A 19,302-nucleotide genomic window follows, 5' to 3' on the forward strand; every position below is an offset into this window, starting at 1 on the left:
CCACCCCCGACGCTCGCACGCACGCGCAGCGGCGCTGCGACGCCCTCACCGACCTCATCCTCGGCCGCCGCGACCGACCCCGCATCACCCCCACCGTGCTCATCACCGCACCCGCCACCACCATCGCCGGTATCTCGGACGACCCCGGCACCCTGCACGGCTACGGACCCATCGACCCCGACACCACCCGTGCCATCGCCGCGACCGCCCCCACCTTCCTCCACGCCCTCCTCCACCCCGAAACCGGCACCCCCACCACCATCACGCGCCACCGGCACCACCCAGTCGCCAGCCCCACCCCCGCTTCGGGCCACGACCGGTACACCCCGTCACCCATCCTCCGCACCGCCCTGACCATGCTCGACGAAACCTGCCGATTCCCGGGCTGTGGGCGCCGCGCCAACCGCTGCGAACTCGACCACACCAAGCCCTGGGCCGACGGCGGAACCACCACCCCCGACAACCTCGCCCACCTCTGCTCCCGACACCACCACCTCAAACACCAAAGCGGGTGGAAAGTCACCCAAGACCGACACGGCAGACGACACCTGACCTGGACCAGCCCCCGCGGCGCCACCTACACGACCACCCCCGACCCACCACCCCCGTGAACCCGGGACGACCGGTCACGATGCACACAGCGCCGACCCCGACCCACCACCACCCTGACCCCCAGAGCAACCGGCCCGACGTCGCGCGCAGTGTCGACCCCGAATGTTCGAGGGGTGTGGTGGGTTTCGGGTTGGGGCGCCTTTGAGCTCCGCTCAACCGAAGCCCCAACCCGAAACCCACCACACCCCGACCCCACCCGCACAGCACGCAACCTCGCACCCCGACCCCACCGGCTAGGCACCCACGCACCTCGCCGAACCGGCCGATCGATCGATCGATCGAGAGCGAGACCTTACCGGGCCGGCGCAGGCTCCCGCAGGATCGACGTCATCTTCTTGCCGCGAGCGACCTCGTCGACCAGCTTGTCCAGGTAGCGGATCTTCTGCATCAGCGGGTCGTCGATCTCTTCCACCCGAATCCCACAGATCAAGCCCGTGATGAGAGTCGCATTGGGGTTCATCGCCGGCGCCTCAGCGAAGAAGGTCTCCAGATCGACCCCATCGGCGATCGCCTTCTGGAGACCGGACTCGTCGTATCCGGTCAGCCAGGTGATCACCTCGTCGAGCTCCGCCTGAGTGTGCTCCTTGCGCTCGACCTTCTTCACGTAGAGCGAGTAGATGGTGGCGAAGCTGGTGCCGAAAATCCGGTGTCCTGCCATGGCACTACCTCCTCGACCGCGAGTGATCTCATGAACAGGGTAGCGGCCGGGCCGCACGACACGATAGAGAGGACACACGACCTCCACGCAGGAGTAATGACAGGAGATAGACGATGAGCACCTTTGAGTTCGAAGCCGCGATCGCCGGAGCGAAGGAAGCCGCGAGCGCGGCCAGCTACGACATCCAGAAGCTCCCCGAGGACTCGATCGAGCGACAGGCCCTGCACGGCGTGATCACGGCCATCGATCGTCTGATTGAAGCCTTCGACGCGCAGACCGACGCGGAGGACTAGATCCGCTTCAGACCCCGCCCGTGACGGGACTGGGCGCGGTTCCGCCGTACAGTTCGTCGGCTCGCCAGCAATACCAGGCGAGCACACTGCGGTACGGCCGGAACCGCTCCCCCAGCTCCAACAACTCCTTGGGCGTGGGCGTCGGCACCTGCCACGCCGACCCGTAGCCTTTGCGCACACCGAGATCACCGATCGGCAGCACATCGATGCGACCCAGGTGGATCATCGTGAAGATGTCAGCGGTCCACTCACCGATACCGCGCACGACGGTGAGTCCCGCCACGATCTGCTCATCGGTGAGGTCGGCGAGGGCCTCGTCATCGACCACCACGGTGCCGTCGTGCACCTTCGCCGAGAGATCGAGCACGGAAGCGGCCTTCGCCCCGGAGAGACCGACGGCGCGGAGCTCCTCCGGCGAGAACCGCAGGATGCTCTCGGGTTCGACGGCGTCGGACAGCAGCGCGACGAGCCTCCCGTAGATGGCCCGCGCGGCCGACCCGGCGAGCTGCTGATAGGTGATCGCCCGCACGAGGGCAGCGAAGTTGCTCTCCGTCGGAGTCGGCAGCCTGACCGGTCCGGTGACCTCGACGAGATGCGCGATCACCGGATCTCTCGCGACCAGCTCATCCGTGCCCCGATCGTAGAGATCCTGCCGCGTCGTCATGGCGCGAGACTAGCCGTGCCACGACGACGACGGAAGACCGACCCGCATCGATGTCGCTCAGGCCACATTGTGCAGGGCCTCGATCGTGGCATCGTAGCGACCCTCGATCTCGGAGAACCATAAGAACGTCACGGCTTCGACGAGAACCTCCATCGCATCCGGCTGCGCTTGCAGCAGCGCTTCGCGCGATGATGATCGGCACACCGGGCTTCCTGGCCCCCTCAGGGGCTGGCGCCACGGCGGCGAGCCGAGGAGGATGACCGACATGAGCGAGGCATCCGACAGTGCACGATCCGGCGGCGCACCCTCCGACAGCGGCCGGCCCGACCGCTGGAGCAAGGCGACCGTCTTCCCTGACATGTGGGTGAATCCCGATGACGATCCGCGGAACGTGGGAGGGAGCAGCCCCGACGGAGAATTGGCGACACTGCAGGGCTTCCTGACCGACTACCGGCTGACGCTCCGGATGAAGTGCGAGGGACTCGATCCCGAGCAACAGGCCCGCCGCTCGGTGCCTCCCTCGACGATGTCGCTGCTCGGCCTGCTGCGTCATCTCGCCGAGGTGGAGCGCGACTGGCAGAACTGGATCACCACGGGCGATCCGCTGCCGCGACTGTATGGCGACGACGACGCCGATTTCGACGGAGCCGTGGCCGATCAGGCGGTCGTCGACGAAGCCTCTGTCGCGCTCGCCCGGGAGCAGGCCGCGACCGATGCGCTGCTGGCCGGGCATCCGGACCTCGGAGAACGGATCGGCCGCGAGGACATCGCCGTTCGGGAACTGCTGGTGCACCGCATCGAGGAATACGCCCGGCACTGCGGGCACGCCGACCTGCTGCGCGAGTGCATCGACGGCCGCGTCGGCCAATGACCCCGCCGCCCGTCAGCCTCCGGGCGTGAGCACGATCCGGTCGCCCGAGGTCGGCGCATCGGCCCAGGCCTGCTCCACGTGCTCGAGCGGGACGGCTCGCACGGCGAGTGCGAACGCATCACCGCTCACGGCAGCGACCAGGGCCTCGAGCTCGGTGAGGATGTCGCGCGTCGACACCGAACCCTGACCGCTGCCGAGCAGCTGCAGCCGCGTGGCCCGGAGTGCAGCGGAAGGGATCGCGGAATCCGCGCCCGCGACTGAGCCGATCTGGATCCAGCTCAGCAGCCGATCGTCATCCGTCCGGTTCGGCACGATGGCGCGCAGGGCGCTGCTGGTGGGCTCGCCCCAGAGATAGTCGAGCACCACGTCGACGTCTCGACCCGCTTCGGCGAGCGCGGCGGCGACCGCGCGCTCGTCGGGGCCGTCGAGCGCGACCGTCACGTCGGCGCCGAGGCCGGCCAGTCGATCGGCCCCTCGCCCGACCGCAGTCACCCGGCCCGCACCGAGGTGCCTCGCGACCTGGATCGCGAGCCGGCCCGCGTTGCCGGTGGCCCCGAGCACGAGCACGCTCTGTCCGGGCCGGAGATCGATGCGCCGACGAAGGGCCACCCACGACGACATCGCCGGGTTCATCGCGGCCGCGATCCGGATCGGATCGGCGCCGGCGGGCAGCACGACGCTCCGTCGGAGGTCGATGACGGTCTGCTCGGCCATCGAACCGAGCGCGGAATCCGATTGCACGAAGTACCGCAACTCACCATCGGCCGTGCGGGCTACGCCGTCGATCCCCGGCACGAGAGGCAGCTCGTCGGTGCTGGTGTAGTGGGAGCCGTTCGCCTGCGAGAGCACACGCGGATGCAGGCCCGCAGCGACGACCGGCACCACCTGCTCGTGCGCGCCGATCTCGACGGGGAGCGGGAACGTCTCGAAGCGAGGCGCACGATCGAAGCGGGTGACGACGGCGGCTTTCATGGCTCTCCTTGTATAGTTGGTAATACGAAACAGTTTAGTTCGTAATACCAACCAATGCAATCGGAGGCGACGATGACATCATCAGCGCAGAACCCGGCGCCTTCGGATGACACGAGCGCACTGATCGACGGCCTGGCGCATTCGGCCTTCCTCACGATGGGTGCGCTGACCAGGATCGCCGCCGACCACGATCTCTCACTCACCCAGCTGCGCGTGCTGGCCATCCTGCGCGACCGCCGGTTGCGGATGACGGATCTCGCCGACTACCTGGGCCTCGAGAAGTCGACCTTGAGCGGGCTCGTCTCGCGGGCCGAGGCACGGGGGCTGGTCGGCCGGGCGCCCGATCCGTCCGACAAGCGGGCCGTGGAGGTCTTCCTCACCGACGACGGCTTGCACCTGGGTGCGCGCGTCACGGCCGAGATGACCGATCAGCTGGCGCCGCTGGTCTCCGCCCTGCGCCCGGCGGAGCGCCGTTCCCTGCACGAGTTGCTGGCGAAGGCACTCGATGCGACCGTTCCAATGAAAGCTTGACCCGCTCGCCGGAGGGTCCGGCACGGCGGTCAGGTGCCGTCCTCGCCCTCAGCCCGACGCAGCCGAAGTCACCGGCTCGGCGGGCGCCGTCGCGAGTGCTTGCAGGCCGGTGACGCGCAAGAGGTCGAGCTTCGCCTCATCCGCACTCCCGGGCGTGACCGTGTAGACCACGATGCGCAGGTCGCCGCCCGGCACGGTGAGCACGTCGCAGTCGACCGTGATCGGCCCGACGGGTGTGCGCGTGATGGTCTTGCGGCTGGAGCGGTGCTCCGCCACGCGCGCCTCGGCCCAACGGCGCTCGAACTCGGGCGATTCGGCCCGCAGCCGGGCCACGAGCCGGGCGAGCGACGGGTCGCGGGGGTACCGGCCGACGGCCGTGCGCAGATCGGCCGCGAGATCGCTCGCGAAATCCTCCTCGTGCTGGGCGTCGTACTCGATCCCGCTGTGGCCCGAGGTGAAATGCCGCCAGACGAGGTTGCGTTCGATTCCGACGTAGCGCGACGGATCGCCGGTCAGCGCGGCCCAGAGCGGATTCCAGAGCAGGATGTCATGGGTCGTCGTGAACACCGCGATCGGCACATCGCCGAGGCGGTCGACGATGCGCTGCACCCCGGGCGTGACGTGCTGCGGCACCACGCCCCGGGTCGGCGGGGCGACTCCGGCGACCCGGTAGAGATGATCGCGCTCGTCTTCGGTGAGGCGCAGGGCGAGCGCCAGTGCCCCGAGCAATTGAGGAGACGGATGCGTCGCCCGACCCTGCTCGAGCCGCACGATGTAGTCGACGCTCACCCCGGCGAGCGCGGCGAGCTCTTCGCGGCGGAGGCCGGCGGTGCGCCGTCCGGCACCGGCGGGCATGCCGACATCCGCCGGACCGACCCGGTCGCGCCAGGATCGCAGCACGCTGGCGAATTCGCTCATGTCTCCATCCTGCTCCCCCGCCCTGGGCACAGAGTGGTACTCCTGGTCCCCCTGTCGAAGAATGCCTGGGCGATCCGCGTCGCCGCCCGCAGTCTGGACGCATGACAACGACACTCATCACCGGGGCCAACAAGAGCCTCGGCCTCGAAACCGCTCGACGCCTGATCGACGCCGGCCACACCGTCTACGCCGGGATGCGCGACCCCGCGAAGGGCGACGAAGCGCGCGCTCTCGGCGCCCATGTCGTGCAGCTCGACGTCACCGACCAGGCGAGCGTCGATGCGGCCTTCGCCGCTTTACCCGAACTCGACGTGCTCGTGAACAACGCGGGCATCCTCGGAACCTCGTTCGGGGTCGACGACCTCTCCGTCGACGCCATGGCGCACGTGTTCGACACCAACGTGCTCGGCATCGTGCGCGTCACCCAGGCAGCCCTCCCCCTGCTCGGCCGCTCGGCGCATCCGGTCATCGTCAACGTGGCGTCGGGTGTCGGCTGGCCGCGCTTCCTCAGCACGGAGGGCCGCGACGAGTTCCCGGTTCCCGCCATCCCGTACGCCTCCTCGAAGGCCGCCGTGATCGCACTCACGGTGCAGTACGCGAAGAACCTGCCGTCGTTCCGGGTCAACGTGAGCGACCCGGGCTACACCGCCACCGACTTCAACCACCACGGCGGTCACCAGACCGTGACGGAGGGGACGGATGCGACGGTGCGCCTCGCGCAGGTCGCTCCCGACGGGCCCACGGGAGAGTTCCACGACCGGTTCGGCCGCATCGACTACTGAGCGGCACTCGTCACGTCGTCGACGGCCCGGCAGAGCAGCCCGAGTTCCGCGGTGTTGCTCTCTCACGTCGCAGCCGGGGCGTTCGGGCTCGTGCTGCTCGCTTGCCGCAGACATCTCGGACATGCCCTAGGGGCGAGTGAGCACGAACGACGCGACGTGCGCACGCGGCGGCAGAGGCTCCTCGGCCCCGGTTGCCCGAAAGCCCTCGATCGCCAGTGCCGCGAACCGGCGGGCGGCCGCCACGCGGAGTTCGTCCGTGGCGGCCGACACTCCCCGGCCGGCCATCAGCACGAGCACGAGGTCGTCGATCACGATGTCGGAGCGCATCGCCCCGGTGGCCTGCGCCCGGCGGCACAGCTCGGCCAGGGCGCGCAGCATGCCGGCCCGATGGGCGGCGAAGTCGACGGCATCCGGGAAGGTCGACATGAAGGCGTCGATGAAGCCTTGATGGTGCGCGTTCAGCTCACCGATGCGGAACAGCACGGAGCTGAACCCGCGCCACGGATCGGGGTCGGCGCATCCTTCGGCCACGATCGCCCGACACGCCCGGAGCTCGTCGGTGAACGCCGCCTCGATGAGCGCCTGTTTGGTGGGATACCGGCGGTAGAGCGTCGCGGGCCCGACCCCGGCCCGGCGCGCGATCGCCCGCATGGGCACCTCGAGGCCGCGCTCGGAGAAGAGCTCTCGCGCCGCCTCGAGCACCCGCACGCGATTGTCCTCGGCGTCGGATCGCAGGATGTGAGGCAATGGTTCGGCCATGCGTCTCACTTTACCCAAGTGGACGGGGGCGTCCGGTACCGTCACGGGAAGGCTCGGCAGACGCCGGCGAATCGGATGCGAACAGGAGCGACCACGACGATGCAGGCAGTCACGATCCAGACCTTCGGCGATGCGGACGGAATGGCGGTGGTCGACCTTCCGGAGCCATCGGTCGAACCAGGACAGGTGCTGATCGAGGTCGAGGCGATCGGCGTGGGCGGTGTCGACGCGGTCATCCGGCGCGGCACGCTCGGAACATCGGGCTTCCGCACGGGCCTCGTGCCCGGCAGCGAGGTGGCCGGGCGCGTGATCGCTGTCGGCGACGACGCCGACGGGGCCTGGATGAACCGACGGGTGTGGGCCTTCAACGGCCTCGGCGGCGGCTACGCCGAGCGCGCGGTGGCGGCGGTCGACGACGTCACAGAGCTCCCCGACGGACTCTCCGCGACCGATGCGGTAACGCTCGGCAGCACCGGTCCGGTGGCACATTTCGCTCTTGCCCACGCGCGGTTCTCGAAGGCGGAATCGGTTCTGGTGCGAGGCGCGGCGGGCAGCATCGGCATCATGGCGGTGCAGCTGGCGGCGGCGGACGGGGCCGGTGCGATCGGGGTGACGACGTCCTCACCCGAACGCGGGCAGCGGCTGCGAGCGCTCGGCGCGACGCACGTGCTCGATCGCGCGGGCAGCGTCCTCGGCAGCGACGGCGCTGATCCGGCCGACTTCGACGTGATCATCGACATCGTGGGCGGCCCGGACCTCCCGGCCTTTCTCGAACGGCTGGCCCCGAACGGACGCCTGGTCTCCGTCGGTGTCGTGGCCGGCTATCCCCTGGCCGATTTCGGGATGTCGCTGCTGCGGTCGTTCCAGCGTTCCCGGTCGTTCGCGACCTTCAGCCTCGACACCGTGCCCGTGCCGGAACGCGATCGCGTGCGCGCCGAGCAGTTCGCGTCGGCAGCCCGCGGCGACCTGCAGAGCGTGGTGCACGACGTGCTCCCGCTCGCGCGAGCCGCGGAGGCGCATCGCCGCATGGACGCCGGAGAGGTCTTCGGCCGCATCGTGCTCACGCCCTGACACCCCGCTCCTCGACGGCTCCGCCGTTCCACGAGACCTCAGCGAGGGCGTCGACGGCGCAGGCGCGCGAGACGGTTCACGAGGGCGAGGAGGCGGAGGGCGCCGCGTCGACCGACCGCGGCCTCGCTGACCGTGGGGAACATGCGGAACGTCAGCTGCGCCACGACCTCCCCGGCCACCGCATCGACCGGCGCGCTGGCGGGCGCCCCGATGGTCTTCACGGCCTGTCGAGCCAGGTAGCGCTGGAGCAGGCGCCCGGCCACGGTCTGCTGCATGTCCCGAACCGCGGTGTCGAGCGTGTACGAGCCCGGGAGCGCAGCGACATTGGGCGGAAGCGGACGCCCGAGCAGGCGCTCGAAGTCGGCCGCGGGGAATCCGAGTGCCTGCGAAGGAATGCGATAAGCCGCGGGTTCGTCGTGGCGGAGGGGTTCCGCCGCATCCCCCGACAGTTCCACGCCGCCCTGCCACAGGATGTCGCGCGACGAACGCCCCACCCGGATCTCGAAGAGCCCCGGCTCGAGAACCCACCCCTGCGACACCGTGTTCCAGTAGGAGAACGCCCGCCGAGGTAGGCGGATGCTCACCCGTGTGTCGGCGCCCGGTTCGAGCGACACCTTCGCGAACCCCCGCAGTTCCTGCTCGGGCCGGAACACGCTCGACTCGACATCGTGCACGTACACCTGCACCACGTCCGAGCCCGCCCGAGAGCCCGTGTTCGTGACCACCAGCTGCACCGAGACCTCGTCACCGCCGGGCGACACCGCGACCGCGACATCCGACCATACGAAGCTCGTGTACGAGAGCCCGTGCCCGAAGGGGAACGCGACCTCCGCCCCCACACTGTCGAAGTAGCGGTAGCCCACGTAGAGGCTCTCGCGGTACTCGGCCGTGGCCGGTCCGTTCGGCAGACGGGACACCGGATGCGCGGCGTACGTGCGCGGAAAGGTCTCCGCGAGCCGCCCGCCGGGCTCCGCCTCGCCGAGCAGCACCTCGGCCATCGCACTGCCCGAGGCCTGTCCGCCGAGGTAGCCCTCCACGATCGCCGGCACCTTCTGCCGCCACGGCAGCTCGGCGGGCGACCCGTTCTGCAGCACCACGACCGTGTTCGGATTGACCGCGGCCACCGCCTCGACGAGACGATCGTGCGAATCCGGAAGTCGCAGGTGCGTGCGGTCGACCCCTTCGGTCTCGAAGACCTCGGGCAGGCCGATCACCACCACCGCGACATCCGCTGCCCGCGCCGCCGCCTGCGCCTCGGCGAGCTGGGCCGGCGTCGACTCGTGGTGCGTCAGGTCGTAGCCCGGAGCGGAGGTCACGGCGTCGGGCCCCAGCATGGAGGTGAGCGAGGAGAGCAACGTGTCGACCCGCGTCGGCACCACGTGCGAACTGCCGGCGCCCTGGAATCGGGGGTCGGACGCGAATGCCCCGATCACCGCGACCCGGCTGCCCGGCCGGAGCGGAAGCGTCTCGTCGTCGTTCTTCAGCAGCACGGTGCCGGCGGCCGACGCCTCGCGAGCGAGTCGGTGATGGGCGTCGAGGTCGGGCGGGTCGACCGGAGCGGTCGCCGCATCCGCGTGCCGCTCCACCAGGGCCAGGATGCGCTCCACCGAAGCATCGAGCGCCTCCCGCGACAGCGTCCCGGCCCGCAGCGCGTCGAGCACGTACCGGTCGTCGCGAACGCCGAGTCCCGGCATCGCGAGATCGTTGCCGGCCGGGATCGACAGCGTGCGATCCCAGGCCGCGCCCCAGTCGGAGACCACGAGACCCTCGAAGCCCCATTCCCCGCGCAGCACCTCGTTCAGCAGTCGGCCGTTCTCGGTGCAATGCGACCCGTTCAGCTGGTTGTAGGCGGCCATCACGGTGGCCGGCCGCTCCTCGATGACGACGGATTCGAAGCTCGCGAGATACAGCTCCCGGAGAGCACGCTCGTCGACCACCGCGTCGATGCCGTACCGGCGCTGCTCGGTGTTGTTGGCGGCGAAGTGCTTGAGCGAGGCCCCGATGCCGGTGCTCTGCACCCCGCTCACCCAGGCGGCGCCCATCCGCGCCGAGAGGTGCGGGTCTTCGGAGAAGTACTCGAAGTTACGGCCACCCACGGGCGTCCGTTTGAGGTTGACGCCGGGACCGAGCAGCACCGCGATCCCGTGTCCCGCGGCTTCGCGACCGAGAGCCTCACCCACCCGGCGCACGAGGGCCGGGTCCCAACTCGACCCCAGGGCAGCCGCCGTGGGGAAACAGGTGGCCGGATGCGAGGCGAACATCGACATACCCGATCCGTCGTGCGGCTTCCGCACCCCGTGCGGCCCGTCGCCGAGCCGCACGGCCGGGATGCCGAGCCGCTCGACGGCCGATGTCGTCCAGGAATCCGCTCCGGCCGTGAGGGAGACCTTCTCGGCATCGGTCAGCTGCGCGAGAAGCTCGGCGGGAGTCGTGTCTGGCATCTGCCTCCATGGTAGACGGGCCCGGCCTCTGCCAGACTTGCGGCGTGACCACCGAAAACCTGCCCTCTGTCTCGATCGTGATCCCGGCCTACAACGAGGAGTCCGGCATCCGGCACTGCCTCGTGGCGGCCATCGAACAGACCGTGCCCGCGCACGAGATCATCGTGGTCGACAACAAGTCGACCGACGGCACGCGCGCCGCCGTCGAGGCGATGCAGGTGGCGTTCCCGGAGGCGAACCTCCGGCTCATCGAGCAGGATGCGGAGCAGGGCATTACCCCCACCCGCAACGCCGGTTTCGACGCGGCGACCGGCACGGTGATCGGCCGGATCGACGCCGACTCGGCCCTCGAACCCGACTGGGTGGAACAGGTGCAGAAGGCCTTCGCCACGGGCGAGTTCGTGGCGGCCAGCGGCCCGGTGGAGTACTACGACATGCCGATGCGCGCCTTCGGCCACCACGCCGACGACACCTTCCGCAAGATCCAGGTGAAGCTCGCCGGCAAGTACGTCTTTCTCTTCGGCACGAACATGGCCATCACGAAGGAGGCCTGGCTCGCTGTTCGCGACGACACCTGCCCCGACCGCGAAGACCTCATGCACGAAGACATCGACCTCGCGGTGCACCTGGCGCTCAAGGGCCTCAAGGTCGGCTACGTGTCGGCGATGGTGGTGGGGATGTCGGCGCGGCGCCTGGATTCCTCGCCGAAGGACTACCTCTACTACGTCGAGCGCTTCGAACGCACCTATGCCCACCACGGCATCCACGACGTGCGGTTGCTCGCACCCATGGCCGTCTTCCTCGGCATCTACCCCGCGCTGCACGCCGAACGCCGGTTGCACGAGCACCACACGGCACAGGCGTGGGGCGGGGTGCCGCGCCAGGCGGCCGGCGAAGCGCCGAGCGTCTGACGCCCCGGCAGCAGGGTGCGAGCGGGGACTTCGGACTTCCCGGCGGCGATGGTCTCGCCGTGGTGCCCTTCGGTCATGGGTCCTCGGCTCTCTCGATCGAGCGTGCCCTAGACGCGGCGGTTGCCCGTGAGCATCCGCACGATGAAGACGATGACCGCGAGCACGAGCAGGATCAGGCCCACCCAGAGCAGGAAGTTCAGCGACGACACGAAGCCGCCGGTGAACAACAGGATGACCGCGATGACCGCGATGACGATGAGCAAGATGTTCATGGGGTTCTCCTTTGTGGGGGATGTCGGCCGTCGGCCGCTTTCGCCACCCTGCGGTGGACGTCTATTTGTCCTTCCCGGGCTTGTCGGGCTTGTCGGGCCTGTCGTCGCCCTTGTCGTTCTTTCCGCCGTTCCCCGGGCCGCCGGTGACCGATTCCGTGCCGCCGGAGCCGTCGGTGGTCGCAGGTGCGTTCGTCGGCGCAACCTCCGGGGCGGATCGCAGGTCCGAACGCACCTGGTCGATGGCGCCCTGGATCGCTGTCGCCCGCGACGCCGAGAGGTCCCCCGCCGACGATGCCGTGTCGAGTTGTTCTTGCAGTGCGTCCAGGGTCGCCAGCGCTCCGGCGGAATCGCCGGCCGCGGCCTGCTCAGCAGCCGTAACGACGGTCGATTGCATCAGTTCGCCGGTGCCCGACGCGATCTCGGCGGGTGCCCCGGTCGCGCATCCGCTCAGCGCGACCGCGAGGGCGAACGGAATCGTCACGAGCATCTGACGTCGGCGCCGGCTCATGGTGTCACCGAATCCAGGAGCTGACGGAAATGCGTGCCCAGAGGTTCGTCGAGGATGGGCAGTGGCGGCGCGGCGGAAGGGCTCGAGGTGCTGAGAGCCCAGATGAGGAGTCCGACGATGACCACGATGACCACGAGAGCGACGGCGGACACGATCATCAACCGACGCCGCGTCGGCGAAGGCCCCGTGGCGAGGGGGCCGGAGTCGGTCACCGGTTCGATGACCGGCCCACCCGGCTCCGGAAGCACCCGGGTCGCCGCGGTGGGAAGCACCTCCGTCGGGTCGGTTCTGGGAAGGCTCTCCGTCGCGGTGGGAAGCACATCCGTCGGGTCGGCGGAAGTATGCCCCTTCGCGCCGAGACGGCCGGCCGCGAGCACGACCTCGAGCGCGGTCGGTCGCTGGGCGGCTTCCCGGGCGGTCATCGCGTCGAGCAGCGACGTCCACTCGTAGCCCACCGAGCCGGGGATGACCGGATCGCGGGACAGCCGCGCCAGAGCTGCTTCGTGCGTGCCCGATTGCGGAAACGCTCGTTCCCCGGTCAAAGCCTCGATCAGCACGAGCCCGAGCGCATAGATGTCGGACGCCGGTGCGGGTTCGGCGCCGCGCACCTGTTCCGGGCTGAGGTAGGCCGCCGTTCCCACGAGCGTGCCGGGAGTCGTGACCCGAGTCGAGTCGACGAGGTAGGCGATGCCGAAGTCGGCCAGCTTCGCCCGGTATTCCGCACCCGGCACGTGCGGGCGCCGGAGGAGCACGTTCGACGGTTTGATGTCCCGGTGCACGATACCGGCCTCGTGCACGACGTGCAGCGCCTCGGCGAGATCGCGCGCCATCGCGGCGACGTCTCCGCTCGCGAGCGGCCCCTCGGCGATGCGTTCGCGGAGGGTCGGGCCCTCGACGTACTCCATTACGAGATAGTTCGAGCCGCCTTCCGCCAGGTGGGCGTCGAACAGGGTGACCAGCGAGGGGTGGTTGAGTGACGCCAGCAGACGGGTCTCGGATGACGTGCGCTCCGGCTCCGCCGCGGCATCGCGGAAGACCTTCACCGCGACGGTGCGCCCGAGCGTCTCGTCACGCGCCCGGTACACCACGCCCATCCCACCCACCCCGATCCGCGAATCGAGGAGATAGCGCCCGTCGAGGAGTTCGCCGGTGCTCGGCGAACTCTCGGGTGTCACCTCCGACAAGGTCATCCGGCTCAGACCAGCGGGTCGTTCGTGTCGCGCGTGCTGCGCGTCACCTGCTCGCCGCTGGCCGGGTCGACGGCGGTGCGGGTGGTCGCCGTCGACTGGCGGCGGCGGAGCAGGAAGACGAGGCTGATGAGGAACACGACGACGCCGGCACCCATCAGGATGTACCCGATCAGGGAGAGGTTCACGACTCCGCCGAGATCGATGTTCACCGCGAACGCCAGGATGGCTCCGATCACGAACAATGCGATCCCTGTACCGATACCCATGATGTCCTCCTCTTCCGGGGCGACGTCTTCGCCCCATCCGGCCCGCAGGGCTGATAATCCACTGACGAAATACCAGGACCACAGGGCCATCTGGTGACATGCCTACCATGATTGAGTCAATAGCGATTGAGTCAATTTCGATGGGTGCGAAATCATGACCGAACTGAGACGTCGAGTGGCGGTCTTCGCCGCGTTGGCCGATGCGACCCGCCTTCGCATCGTCGACCTGCTGACTCTGGGCGACCTCGCGTCGTCGGAGATCGAGCTTCTCCTGAAGCTCAGATCCAACCTCGTCGCCCATCACCTGCGGGTGCTGGAGAAGGCCGGGATCGTGTCACGATCGCGATCGGAATTCGACAGGCGACGCACCTACATGGGCTTGCGACCCGAGGTCTTCGACACTCTCACGCCGGGCCGGGTCGAGGTTCCGGATCGGGTGATCTTCGTGTGCACGGCGAACTCGGCCCGATCGCAATTGGCCGAGGCGATCTGGCGCGAGTCGAGTGACATCCCCGCGGTGTCGGCCGGTGTCGACCCGGGTGCGGATGTCAACCCGGCGGCGGTGGAGGCGGCGGCCCGGCACGGCCTCGTCATCGACGAGTCGAAGCGCCCCCTCCACGTCGACGAGGTGCTCGACCGCGATGCCGACCACGATCTCGTCATCACGGTGTGCGACGGAGCACACGAACGGATGCTCGGCCGCGACGACCTGCACTGGTCGATCCCCGACCCTGCCCCCGTCGGCAGCCCCGAAGCCTTCGACGCCGCATTCGCGCTCATCGCGCAGCGCATCCGCGGTCTCTCCTCGCGTCTCACCACTGCTTAGGGCGACGGGGCTCCTCCGGCTAAGAAAGCTGGAAGAAATCGGGACGATCGTTGACAGGGTAGACACCCGATCGACTCCCGAATCGAGCCCACGATGACCACACGAACAGCGCCCGCCCCGCTGGCCGACCGCCGCCGAGACCGCGATCCCGTCGATCGCGCCCGCCGCATCCGCGGGCGCCGGCGGATGCGTGCCGCCGACCTGATGATCGCGCTGTGCTGGTCGTCGGTCGCCATGGCCGTCTCGCTCTGGCTGGCCTACGGCGGTCTCGCTCAGATCACCGACACCGCCTCCGCCCTGACCGCGGCGGGGATCGTGACCGGGCTCGTGGGCACGGATCTGATCCTCGTGATGCTCGTGCTCGCCGCTCGCATCCCGGCGATCGACCGGGTCGTCGGGCAGGACACGGCGATGGCGTTCCATCGCCGTCTCGGCAAGCCGGCTCTCTACCTGATCCTCGCCCACGGCGTGCTGCTCACCATCGGGTACGCGATGACCGACGGCTCCACCGTCGTCGCCGAGACGGTCAGCCTCTTCCAAGGGCCCGACATGGCACTCGCCTACCTCGGGCTCGGGCTGCTGGTGGCGGTGGTCGTGACGTCGGTGGTGGCCGTGCGCCGGCGCTTCTCCTACGAGGCCTGGCATCTCGTCCACCTGCTGAGCTATGTCGCCGTGCTCGCTGCCGTGCCGCACCAGTTGAGCGCCGGCGGCGTTCTGGCCGACGGCACAGCGCAGCGCATCTACTGGATCGCGCTCTACGTGCTCGCGTTCGGTTCGATCGGCGTCTTCCGCTTCCTGGTGCCCGCCATCCGGAGCGCGCGACACGACATCCGGGTCGCGGGCGTCGAGCGCGTCGCACCCGGCGTGGTCTCCCTCTACCTCACCGGACGCGATCTCGATCGACTGCAGACCCGCGGCGGCCAGTACGCGATCTGGCGCTTCTGGACCGGCAGCACCTGGTGGCACGCGCATCCGATCTCCTTCTCCGCGGTGCCGACGGCGACGAGCGCGCGGATCACCGTGCGGGACCTCGGCTCGGGCAGCGCGGCGATCGGCCGGGTACGCCCGGGCACCCGGGTCTCGATCGAAGGGCCCTACGGCGTGTTCACCGACGCGCACCGGGTCGCGCCGAAGCTGGCCGTCATCGCGGCCGGGATCGGCATCACCCCGATCCGGTCGTTGCTCGAACACTCCGATCTGCGGCCCGGTGAGGCGACCGTCATCCTGCGCGGCACCGACCCTGCCCAGAGCTACCTGTGGAACGAGATCGGCGCCCTCCGGAGCATGCGCGGCAACGCGGTCTACACGATGCTGGGTTCCCGGCCGCCTGGACTCGCCACCTGGATGTCGGCCGAGGCGCTCTCGCGCGGAGTCACGATCACGTCGGCCTTCCCCGACCTGCTGCACTCCGACCTGTACGTCTGCGGGCCGCAGTCCTGGGCCGATCTGGTCGTCCGCGACGCCCGCGCCGCCGGGCTGCCCGACGAGCAGATCCACCTCGAGAGGTTCGACTGGTGAGGGCCCGCGCGCTCGCTCTGAGCATCCTCTCTTCGGCCGCCGTGATCACGGTCGGCTGGCAGCTCGGCTCGCAGGGGCAGGCCGGCACGTCCGTCGACTCGGCAGCGACCGCGCCGGCGGCACCGACGACGACCGCACCCGAGGCGTCGGCCCCGGCGACGACCGGCCCGGCGACGTCGGCACCGGCGACCACCGCTCCGCAGACGTCGGCACCGGCCGCGACCGGTCCCTCCGGCACGTTCACGGGCACCTCCGCCGCGACCCGGTTCGGCGACGTGCAGGTGCAGATCACGGTCGAGAACGGCTCCATCACGGATGTCGTGGCCCTCCACCTGACCGACCGGGATCCGCGGTCGGTGTCGATCAGCAACCGCGCGGCGCCCGTGCTGCGCGAGCAGGTGCTCGCCGCGCAGTCGGCGAACGTGCAGGGAGTGTCCGGCGCCACCTACACCAGCGACGGCTACCTGAGCTCGCTGCAGTCGGCCCTCGACCAGGCAGGGCTCTGATCATGACCGTGCACGTGTTCGACACCATGGGCACGACCGTCAGCCTGCGATTCCCCGGCGACCTGCCCACGGCCGACACGCTGAGCGGAGTCGAAGACGCCTTCCGCACGTTCGACCTCCGGTTCAGCCTCTACCGCGACGGCTCGGAGATCAGCCGCGTGGCTCGCGGCGAGGTGCCGCTGCACCGGTCGAGCGCCGTGCTCCGCGACATGTACGCCGAGGCGCTCGAATGGCACCGCCGCACGGCGGGCGCCTTCACCCCGCATCGACCCGACGGGATCATCGACCTCTCCGGCATCGTCAAGGCCGCCGCGATCGAGGCCGGCGGGCGCGTGCTCGATGCCGCCGGCGAGGGGCACTGGCTGCTCAACGCCGGTGGCGACATCCTCTCGCAGGGTACGTTCCGCGGCGCTCCGTGGCGCGTCGGCGTCGTCGACCCGGGCGACCGGACCGCGTTGCTCTGCGGGGTCGGGTTCACCGGCGCGCGCCGCGCGCTCGCGACCTCGGGAACAGCCGAGCGCGGCGAGCACGTCTGGCGGGTCGATGCATCCGGTGAGCCCACCTTCCGGCAGGTGTCGGTGCTGGCCGACGACATCGTGACCGCCGACGTGTTGGCCACGGCGATCCTGTCGGGAGGACCCGCCCGCTGCCAGGAGATGCTCGATCGCTTCGATGTCGATGCGCTCATCGTCGACGCCGAGGGGCGATTGACGGCGACTCCGGGTCTGGCGACTTCCGCCGGACTCGCCCCGGCATGAGCCCGGGCCGGCACGGCGATCCCTATACTTCGACCATGTCGGACCACGCCCGCATCCTGCTCGTCGAGGACGACGCGCGCCTCGCGCAGATGCTCGACCAGCTGCTGACGGCCGAGGGATACCACACGGTGGTGGCGCGCGACGGGCAGCGGGCGTTGCACGAAGGGCTCACCCAGGAGTTCGACGCGATCGTGCTCGACCGCGGCCTCCCGATCATCGAGGGCCTCGACGTGCTCACCCGGTTGCGCGGCCGGGGCGTCCTCACCCCCGCTCTCGTGCTCTCCGCACTGGGCAACCCGGCCGACCGCGTGGAGGGGCTCGACCGCGGAGCGGAGGACTATCTCGGCAAGCCGTTCGACATCGAGGAGCTGCTCGCCCGCATCCGCGCGCTCCTGCGGCGTCATCGCAGTTCCGTGCCCGTGCTCGCCCTGCCCGACGGGAGCCTCGACACCACGGGCCGCTCCGTCACCACCTCGGGCGGTGAGAACGTCATCCTCTCCGAACGCGAGGCCCACCTCCTCGAACGGCTCGCCCGCCGGCCGACCCAGGTCTTCGAACGCGACGACCTGCTCGCGACCGTCTTCCCCGACGCCGACGACCCCGGCGTGGTCGACACCTACGTGCACTACCTGCGCAAGAAGCTCGGCCGGCAGACCATCACGACGGTGCGCGGGATCGGCTACCGTCTCGGACCGCTGCCGTGACCGCGGCCCGTTCGGTGCGGAGGTCGCGCGGTCGCCGGCCGGACGACGACCTCCGTGGAGCCGCGCTGCGCCTCACCGCGCAGTTCACCGGCCTCGTCTTGATCCTGCTCGCCGTGGTCGGCGGCATCGTGTTCGCCATCGTGGCCAACAGCATCGCGGAATCGAGCGAACGGGCGCTCGAGGCGGCCACCCAGATCGATTCCCCCGAGGATGCACCCGAGGGCACCTACGTCACGATCGTCGACGGACACACGGGTGGACAGGTCGTCACACCGCCGGGGATGCCGGCCGCGCTCCTCGACACCGCCGCGATCCAGTCGGTGGCCGCCGGTGGGAGCGACGTGCGCTCGGAGCGCACCGTCGACGGGCGGAGCTACCTCCTGCTCACCACCTCGTCGACCGCCGATCGCAACCACGATCGTGTCGTGCAGGTGGCCGTCGATCAGCACGAGAGCGCCGAGGAACTCACGCGGCTCGTCACCGCACTGCTGATCGCCGCCGCCGTGGCCGCCGTGCTCGCCTTCGTCGCGGCCTATCTGATGGCCCGACGCGCGATCCGCCCGCTCGCCGAGGCGCTCGCGCTGCAGCGCCGGTTCGTGGCCGACGCCAGCCACGAGCTGCGCACCCCGCTCACGCTGCTGAGCACTCGGGCCCAGCTGCTCCAGCGGCGGGGCCGGTCGGGCCTGCCGGCCGATGTGACCGCATCCGTCGACGAGATCGTGACCGACACCCGCGCGCTCACCGAGATCCTCGACGATCTGCTCATCGCCGCCGACCCGCGGAGCGTCGCCGAACCGGTGACGGTGGATGTCGCGGCCGTCGCCGACGAGGCCGTCTCGTTGCTCCGTGACGACGCTCTCGCCCGTGGGATCGTTCTGCGCCGATCCGGCAGCACCGCACCGGTGCTCGTCGCCGGGTCGCGAGCCGCACTCCTCCGGCTCGTCATCGCGCTGGCGACAAACGCGCTCGACCATGCGCGCGGAGCCGTCGAGGTGGATGTCCGGGCGACGGGAGCCCTGGCCGTCGTGCGCGTCGACGACGACGGGACAGGCTTCGCCCCCGAGATCGCCGCGAATGCGTTCGAGCGTTTCGCCAGCGGCCGAGCCACCGAGCCCTCCTCGGCCGGCGGCATCCGTCATTACGGGCTGGGCCTCGCCATCGTGGCCGAGATCACCCGCCGGCACCACGGGACGGTCACGATCGACCGCTCCGCTCCGGGCGGCGCGGTCGTGTGTTCGATCCCCCTCCAGGCGCCGGAGCGGGGACGCTGA

The 19,302-nt window shown here is 69.9% G+C and carries 24 protein-coding genes; 13 read left to right on the forward strand and 11 right to left on the reverse strand.

Annotated features, from left to right (window positions below):
- Positions 1 to 611: HNH endonuclease signature motif containing protein (locus BLW00_RS11040; protein WP_175494226.1), on the forward strand; the 611-nt coding region annotated here is incomplete at its 5' end.
- Between the two features lie 293 nt (positions 612 to 904).
- On the opposite strand, the gene BLW00_RS11045 is transcribed toward BLW00_RS11040, so the two are convergent.
- Positions 905 to 1,270 carry a DUF2200 domain-containing protein gene (locus BLW00_RS11045; protein ID WP_092553744.1) on the reverse strand — a complete coding sequence of 122 codons (366 nt, stop codon included), beginning with the start codon at positions 1,268 to 1,270 and terminating at the stop codon, positions 905 to 907.
- 113 nt (positions 1,271 to 1,383) lie between these two features.
- Between BLW00_RS11045 and BLW00_RS11050 the strand changes: the two genes are divergently transcribed.
- On the forward strand, positions 1,384 to 1,563 hold the full coding sequence (locus BLW00_RS11050) for a hypothetical protein (RefSeq protein WP_092553747.1): 180 nt from the start codon (positions 1,384 to 1,386) through the stop codon (positions 1,561 to 1,563).
- Positions 1,564 to 1,570: 7 nt separating this feature from the next.
- On the opposite strand, the gene BLW00_RS11055 is transcribed toward BLW00_RS11050, so the two are convergent.
- Positions 1,571 to 2,227, reverse strand: coding sequence for a DNA-3-methyladenine glycosylase family protein (locus BLW00_RS11055; RefSeq protein WP_092553750.1), 657 nt, complete (start codon positions 2,225 to 2,227; stop codon positions 1,571 to 1,573).
- A 57-nt stretch (positions 2,228 to 2,284) separates the two neighbouring features.
- Entirely contained in the window at positions 2,285 to 2,431 is a 147-nt protein-coding gene (locus tag BLW00_RS23420; protein WP_175494227.1) for a hypothetical protein, read from the reverse strand.
- 61 nt (positions 2,432 to 2,492) lie between these two features.
- Here BLW00_RS23420 and BLW00_RS11060 point away from each other — a divergent pair, with 61 nt between their 5' ends.
- Complete coding sequence (locus tag BLW00_RS11060) at positions 2,493 to 3,098, forward strand: DinB family protein (RefSeq protein WP_092554691.1); 606 nt, start codon at positions 2,493 to 2,495, stop codon at positions 3,096 to 3,098.
- Between the two features lie 12 nt (positions 3,099 to 3,110).
- Here the strand turns inward: BLW00_RS11060 and BLW00_RS11065 are convergent, their stop codons facing one another.
- Complete coding sequence (locus BLW00_RS11065; protein WP_092553753.1) at positions 3,111 to 4,070, reverse strand: quinone oxidoreductase family protein; 960 nt, start codon at positions 4,068 to 4,070, stop codon at positions 3,111 to 3,113.
- A 72-nt stretch (positions 4,071 to 4,142) separates the two neighbouring features.
- Here BLW00_RS11065 and BLW00_RS11070 point away from each other — a divergent pair, with 72 nt between their 5' ends.
- Positions 4,143 to 4,601 carry a MarR family winged helix-turn-helix transcriptional regulator gene (locus BLW00_RS11070; protein WP_092554693.1) on the forward strand — a complete coding sequence of 153 codons (459 nt, stop codon included), beginning with the start codon at positions 4,143 to 4,145 and terminating at the stop codon, positions 4,599 to 4,601.
- 48 nt (positions 4,602 to 4,649) lie between these two features.
- On the opposite strand, the gene BLW00_RS11075 is transcribed toward BLW00_RS11070, so the two are convergent.
- Positions 4,650 to 5,519: a helix-turn-helix transcriptional regulator gene (locus BLW00_RS11075; RefSeq protein WP_092553756.1), complete on the reverse strand. Its 870-nt coding sequence runs from the start codon at positions 5,517 to 5,519 to the stop codon at positions 4,650 to 4,652.
- 101 nt (positions 5,520 to 5,620) lie between these two features.
- Between BLW00_RS11075 and BLW00_RS11080 the strand changes: the two genes are divergently transcribed.
- Entirely contained in the window at positions 5,621 to 6,301 is a 681-nt protein-coding gene (locus BLW00_RS11080) for an SDR family NAD(P)-dependent oxidoreductase (RefSeq protein WP_092553759.1), read from the forward strand.
- A gap of 126 nt (positions 6,302 to 6,427) precedes the next feature.
- On the opposite strand, the gene BLW00_RS11085 is transcribed toward BLW00_RS11080, so the two are convergent.
- The gene (locus tag BLW00_RS11085; protein ID WP_092553762.1) at positions 6,428 to 7,060 is read right to left on the reverse strand and encodes a TetR/AcrR family transcriptional regulator; all 633 of its coding nucleotides are present in this window, start codon (positions 7,058 to 7,060) and stop codon (positions 6,428 to 6,430) included.
- Between the two features lie 99 nt (positions 7,061 to 7,159).
- Between BLW00_RS11085 and BLW00_RS11090 the strand changes: the two genes are divergently transcribed.
- Positions 7,160 to 8,131, forward strand: coding sequence for a zinc-binding dehydrogenase (locus BLW00_RS11090; RefSeq protein WP_092554695.1), 972 nt, complete (start codon positions 7,160 to 7,162; stop codon positions 8,129 to 8,131).
- A gap of 38 nt (positions 8,132 to 8,169) precedes the next feature.
- Here the strand turns inward: BLW00_RS11090 and BLW00_RS11095 are convergent, their stop codons facing one another.
- Positions 8,170 to 10,572: a glycoside hydrolase family 3 C-terminal domain-containing protein gene (locus BLW00_RS11095; protein WP_092553765.1), complete on the reverse strand. Its 2,403-nt coding sequence runs from the start codon at positions 10,570 to 10,572 to the stop codon at positions 8,170 to 8,172.
- A gap of 44 nt (positions 10,573 to 10,616) precedes the next feature.
- On the opposite strand from BLW00_RS11095, the gene BLW00_RS11100 reads away from it, so the two are divergent.
- Positions 10,617 to 11,483 (forward strand): glycosyltransferase, encoded by an 867-nt coding sequence (locus BLW00_RS11100; protein ID WP_245741521.1) that lies wholly within the window; start codon positions 10,617 to 10,619, stop codon positions 11,481 to 11,483.
- 107 nt (positions 11,484 to 11,590) lie between these two features.
- Here the strand turns inward: BLW00_RS11100 and BLW00_RS22910 are convergent, their stop codons facing one another.
- From BLW00_RS22910 to BLW00_RS11115, 4 genes are all read right to left on the reverse strand, one after another.
- Positions 11,591 to 11,755, reverse strand: a complete 165-nt coding sequence (locus BLW00_RS22910) for a DUF2207 domain-containing protein (RefSeq protein WP_139256683.1) — start codon at positions 11,753 to 11,755, stop codon at positions 11,591 to 11,593.
- A gap of 61 nt (positions 11,756 to 11,816) precedes the next feature.
- Positions 11,817 to 12,263 carry a hypothetical protein gene (locus BLW00_RS11105; protein ID WP_139256684.1) on the reverse strand — a complete coding sequence of 149 codons (447 nt, stop codon included), beginning with the start codon at positions 12,261 to 12,263 and terminating at the stop codon, positions 11,817 to 11,819.
- Entirely contained in the window at positions 12,260 to 13,438 is a 1,179-nt protein-coding gene (locus BLW00_RS11110) for a serine/threonine-protein kinase (RefSeq protein WP_245741522.1), read from the reverse strand. The genes BLW00_RS11105 and BLW00_RS11110 overlap by 4 nt, the downstream gene beginning before the upstream one ends.
- A gap of 20 nt (positions 13,439 to 13,458) precedes the next feature.
- The gene (locus BLW00_RS11115) at positions 13,459 to 13,719 is read right to left on the reverse strand and encodes a DUF6458 family protein (protein WP_092553777.1); all 261 of its coding nucleotides are present in this window, start codon (positions 13,717 to 13,719) and stop codon (positions 13,459 to 13,461) included.
- Positions 13,720 to 13,873: 154 nt separating this feature from the next.
- On the opposite strand from BLW00_RS11115, the gene BLW00_RS11120 reads away from it, so the two are divergent.
- The 6 genes from BLW00_RS11120 (at position 13,874) to BLW00_RS11145 (ending at position 19,302) form a co-directional block, all read left to right on the forward strand.
- Positions 13,874 to 14,545, forward strand: coding sequence for an arsenate reductase/protein-tyrosine-phosphatase family protein (locus BLW00_RS11120; protein ID WP_092553780.1), 672 nt, complete (start codon positions 13,874 to 13,876; stop codon positions 14,543 to 14,545).
- Between the two features lie 93 nt (positions 14,546 to 14,638).
- The gene (locus tag BLW00_RS11125; RefSeq protein ID WP_092553782.1) at positions 14,639 to 16,063 is read left to right on the forward strand and encodes a ferredoxin reductase family protein; all 1,425 of its coding nucleotides are present in this window, start codon (positions 14,639 to 14,641) and stop codon (positions 16,061 to 16,063) included.
- Positions 16,060 to 16,569, forward strand: coding sequence for an FMN-binding protein (locus BLW00_RS11130; RefSeq protein WP_092553785.1), 510 nt, complete (start codon positions 16,060 to 16,062; stop codon positions 16,567 to 16,569). Before BLW00_RS11125 ends, BLW00_RS11130 begins: the two co-directional genes overlap by 4 nt.
- Positions 16,570 to 16,571: 2 nt before the next feature.
- On the forward strand, positions 16,572 to 17,327 hold the full coding sequence (locus BLW00_RS11135) for an FAD:protein FMN transferase (protein ID WP_245741523.1): 756 nt from the start codon (positions 16,572 to 16,574) through the stop codon (positions 17,325 to 17,327).
- A 35-nt stretch (positions 17,328 to 17,362) separates the two neighbouring features.
- Positions 17,363 to 18,031 (forward strand): response regulator transcription factor, encoded by a 669-nt coding sequence (locus BLW00_RS11140; protein ID WP_175494228.1) that lies wholly within the window; start codon positions 17,363 to 17,365, stop codon positions 18,029 to 18,031.
- Entirely contained in the window at positions 18,028 to 19,302 is a 1,275-nt protein-coding gene (locus tag BLW00_RS11145) for a sensor histidine kinase (RefSeq protein ID WP_092553788.1), read from the forward strand. Before BLW00_RS11140 ends, BLW00_RS11145 begins: the two co-directional genes overlap by 4 nt.

It is taken from the genome of Herbiconiux ginsengi, from assembly GCF_900107435.1.
GTDB classification, from domain to species: Bacteria; Actinomycetota; Actinomycetes; order Actinomycetales; family Microbacteriaceae; genus Herbiconiux; species Herbiconiux ginsengi.

What these genes read in the sequence shown, in the direction of transcription:
- BLW00_RS11085 (WP_092553762.1), bottom strand. Translation starts at nt 7,060, where the DNA reads ATGGCCGAACCATTGCCTCACATCCTGCGATCCGACGCCGAGGACAAT.
- BLW00_RS11060 (WP_092554691.1), top strand. Translation starts at nt 2,493, where the DNA reads ATGAGCGAGGCATCCGACAGTGCACGATCCGGCGGCGCACCCTCCGAC.
- BLW00_RS11045 (WP_092553744.1), bottom strand. Translation starts at nt 1,270, where the DNA reads ATGGCAGGACACCGGATTTTCGGCACCAGCTTCGCCACCATCTACTCG.
- BLW00_RS11075 (WP_092553756.1), bottom strand. Translation starts at nt 5,519, where the DNA reads ATGAGCGAATTCGCCAGCGTGCTGCGATCCTGGCGCGACCGGGTCGGT.
- BLW00_RS11080 (WP_092553759.1), top strand. Translation starts at nt 5,621, where the DNA reads ATGACAACGACACTCATCACCGGGGCCAACAAGAGCCTCGGCCTCGAA.
- BLW00_RS11135 (WP_245741523.1), top strand. Translation starts at nt 16,572, where the DNA reads ATGACCGTGCACGTGTTCGACACCATGGGCACGACCGTCAGCCTGCGA.
- BLW00_RS11105 (WP_139256684.1), bottom strand. Translation starts at nt 12,263, where the DNA reads ATGAGCCGGCGCCGACGTCAGATGCTCGTGACGATTCCGTTCGCCCTC.
- BLW00_RS11125 (WP_092553782.1), top strand. Translation starts at nt 14,639, where the DNA reads ATGACCACACGAACAGCGCCCGCCCCGCTGGCCGACCGCCGCCGAGAC.
- BLW00_RS11050 (WP_092553747.1), top strand. Translation starts at nt 1,384, where the DNA reads ATGAGCACCTTTGAGTTCGAAGCCGCGATCGCCGGAGCGAAGGAAGCC.
- BLW00_RS11095 (WP_092553765.1), bottom strand. Translation starts at nt 10,572, where the DNA reads ATGCCAGACACGACTCCCGCCGAGCTTCTCGCGCAGCTGACCGATGCC.
- BLW00_RS22910 (WP_139256683.1), bottom strand. Translation starts at nt 11,755, where the DNA reads ATGAACATCTTGCTCATCGTCATCGCGGTCATCGCGGTCATCCTGTTG.
- BLW00_RS11115 (WP_092553777.1), bottom strand. Translation starts at nt 13,719, where the DNA reads ATGGGTATCGGTACAGGGATCGCATTGTTCGTGATCGGAGCCATCCTG.
- BLW00_RS11090 (WP_092554695.1), top strand. Translation starts at nt 7,160, where the DNA reads ATGCAGGCAGTCACGATCCAGACCTTCGGCGATGCGGACGGAATGGCG.
- BLW00_RS11120 (WP_092553780.1), top strand. Translation starts at nt 13,874, where the DNA reads ATGACCGAACTGAGACGTCGAGTGGCGGTCTTCGCCGCGTTGGCCGAT.
- BLW00_RS11140 (WP_175494228.1), top strand. Translation starts at nt 17,363, where the DNA reads ATGTCGGACCACGCCCGCATCCTGCTCGTCGAGGACGACGCGCGCCTC.
- BLW00_RS11055 (WP_092553750.1), bottom strand. Translation starts at nt 2,227, where the DNA reads ATGACGACGCGGCAGGATCTCTACGATCGGGGCACGGATGAGCTGGTC.
- BLW00_RS11065 (WP_092553753.1), bottom strand. Translation starts at nt 4,070, where the DNA reads ATGAAAGCCGCCGTCGTCACCCGCTTCGATCGTGCGCCTCGCTTCGAG.
- BLW00_RS11070 (WP_092554693.1), top strand. Translation starts at nt 4,143, where the DNA reads ATGACATCATCAGCGCAGAACCCGGCGCCTTCGGATGACACGAGCGCA.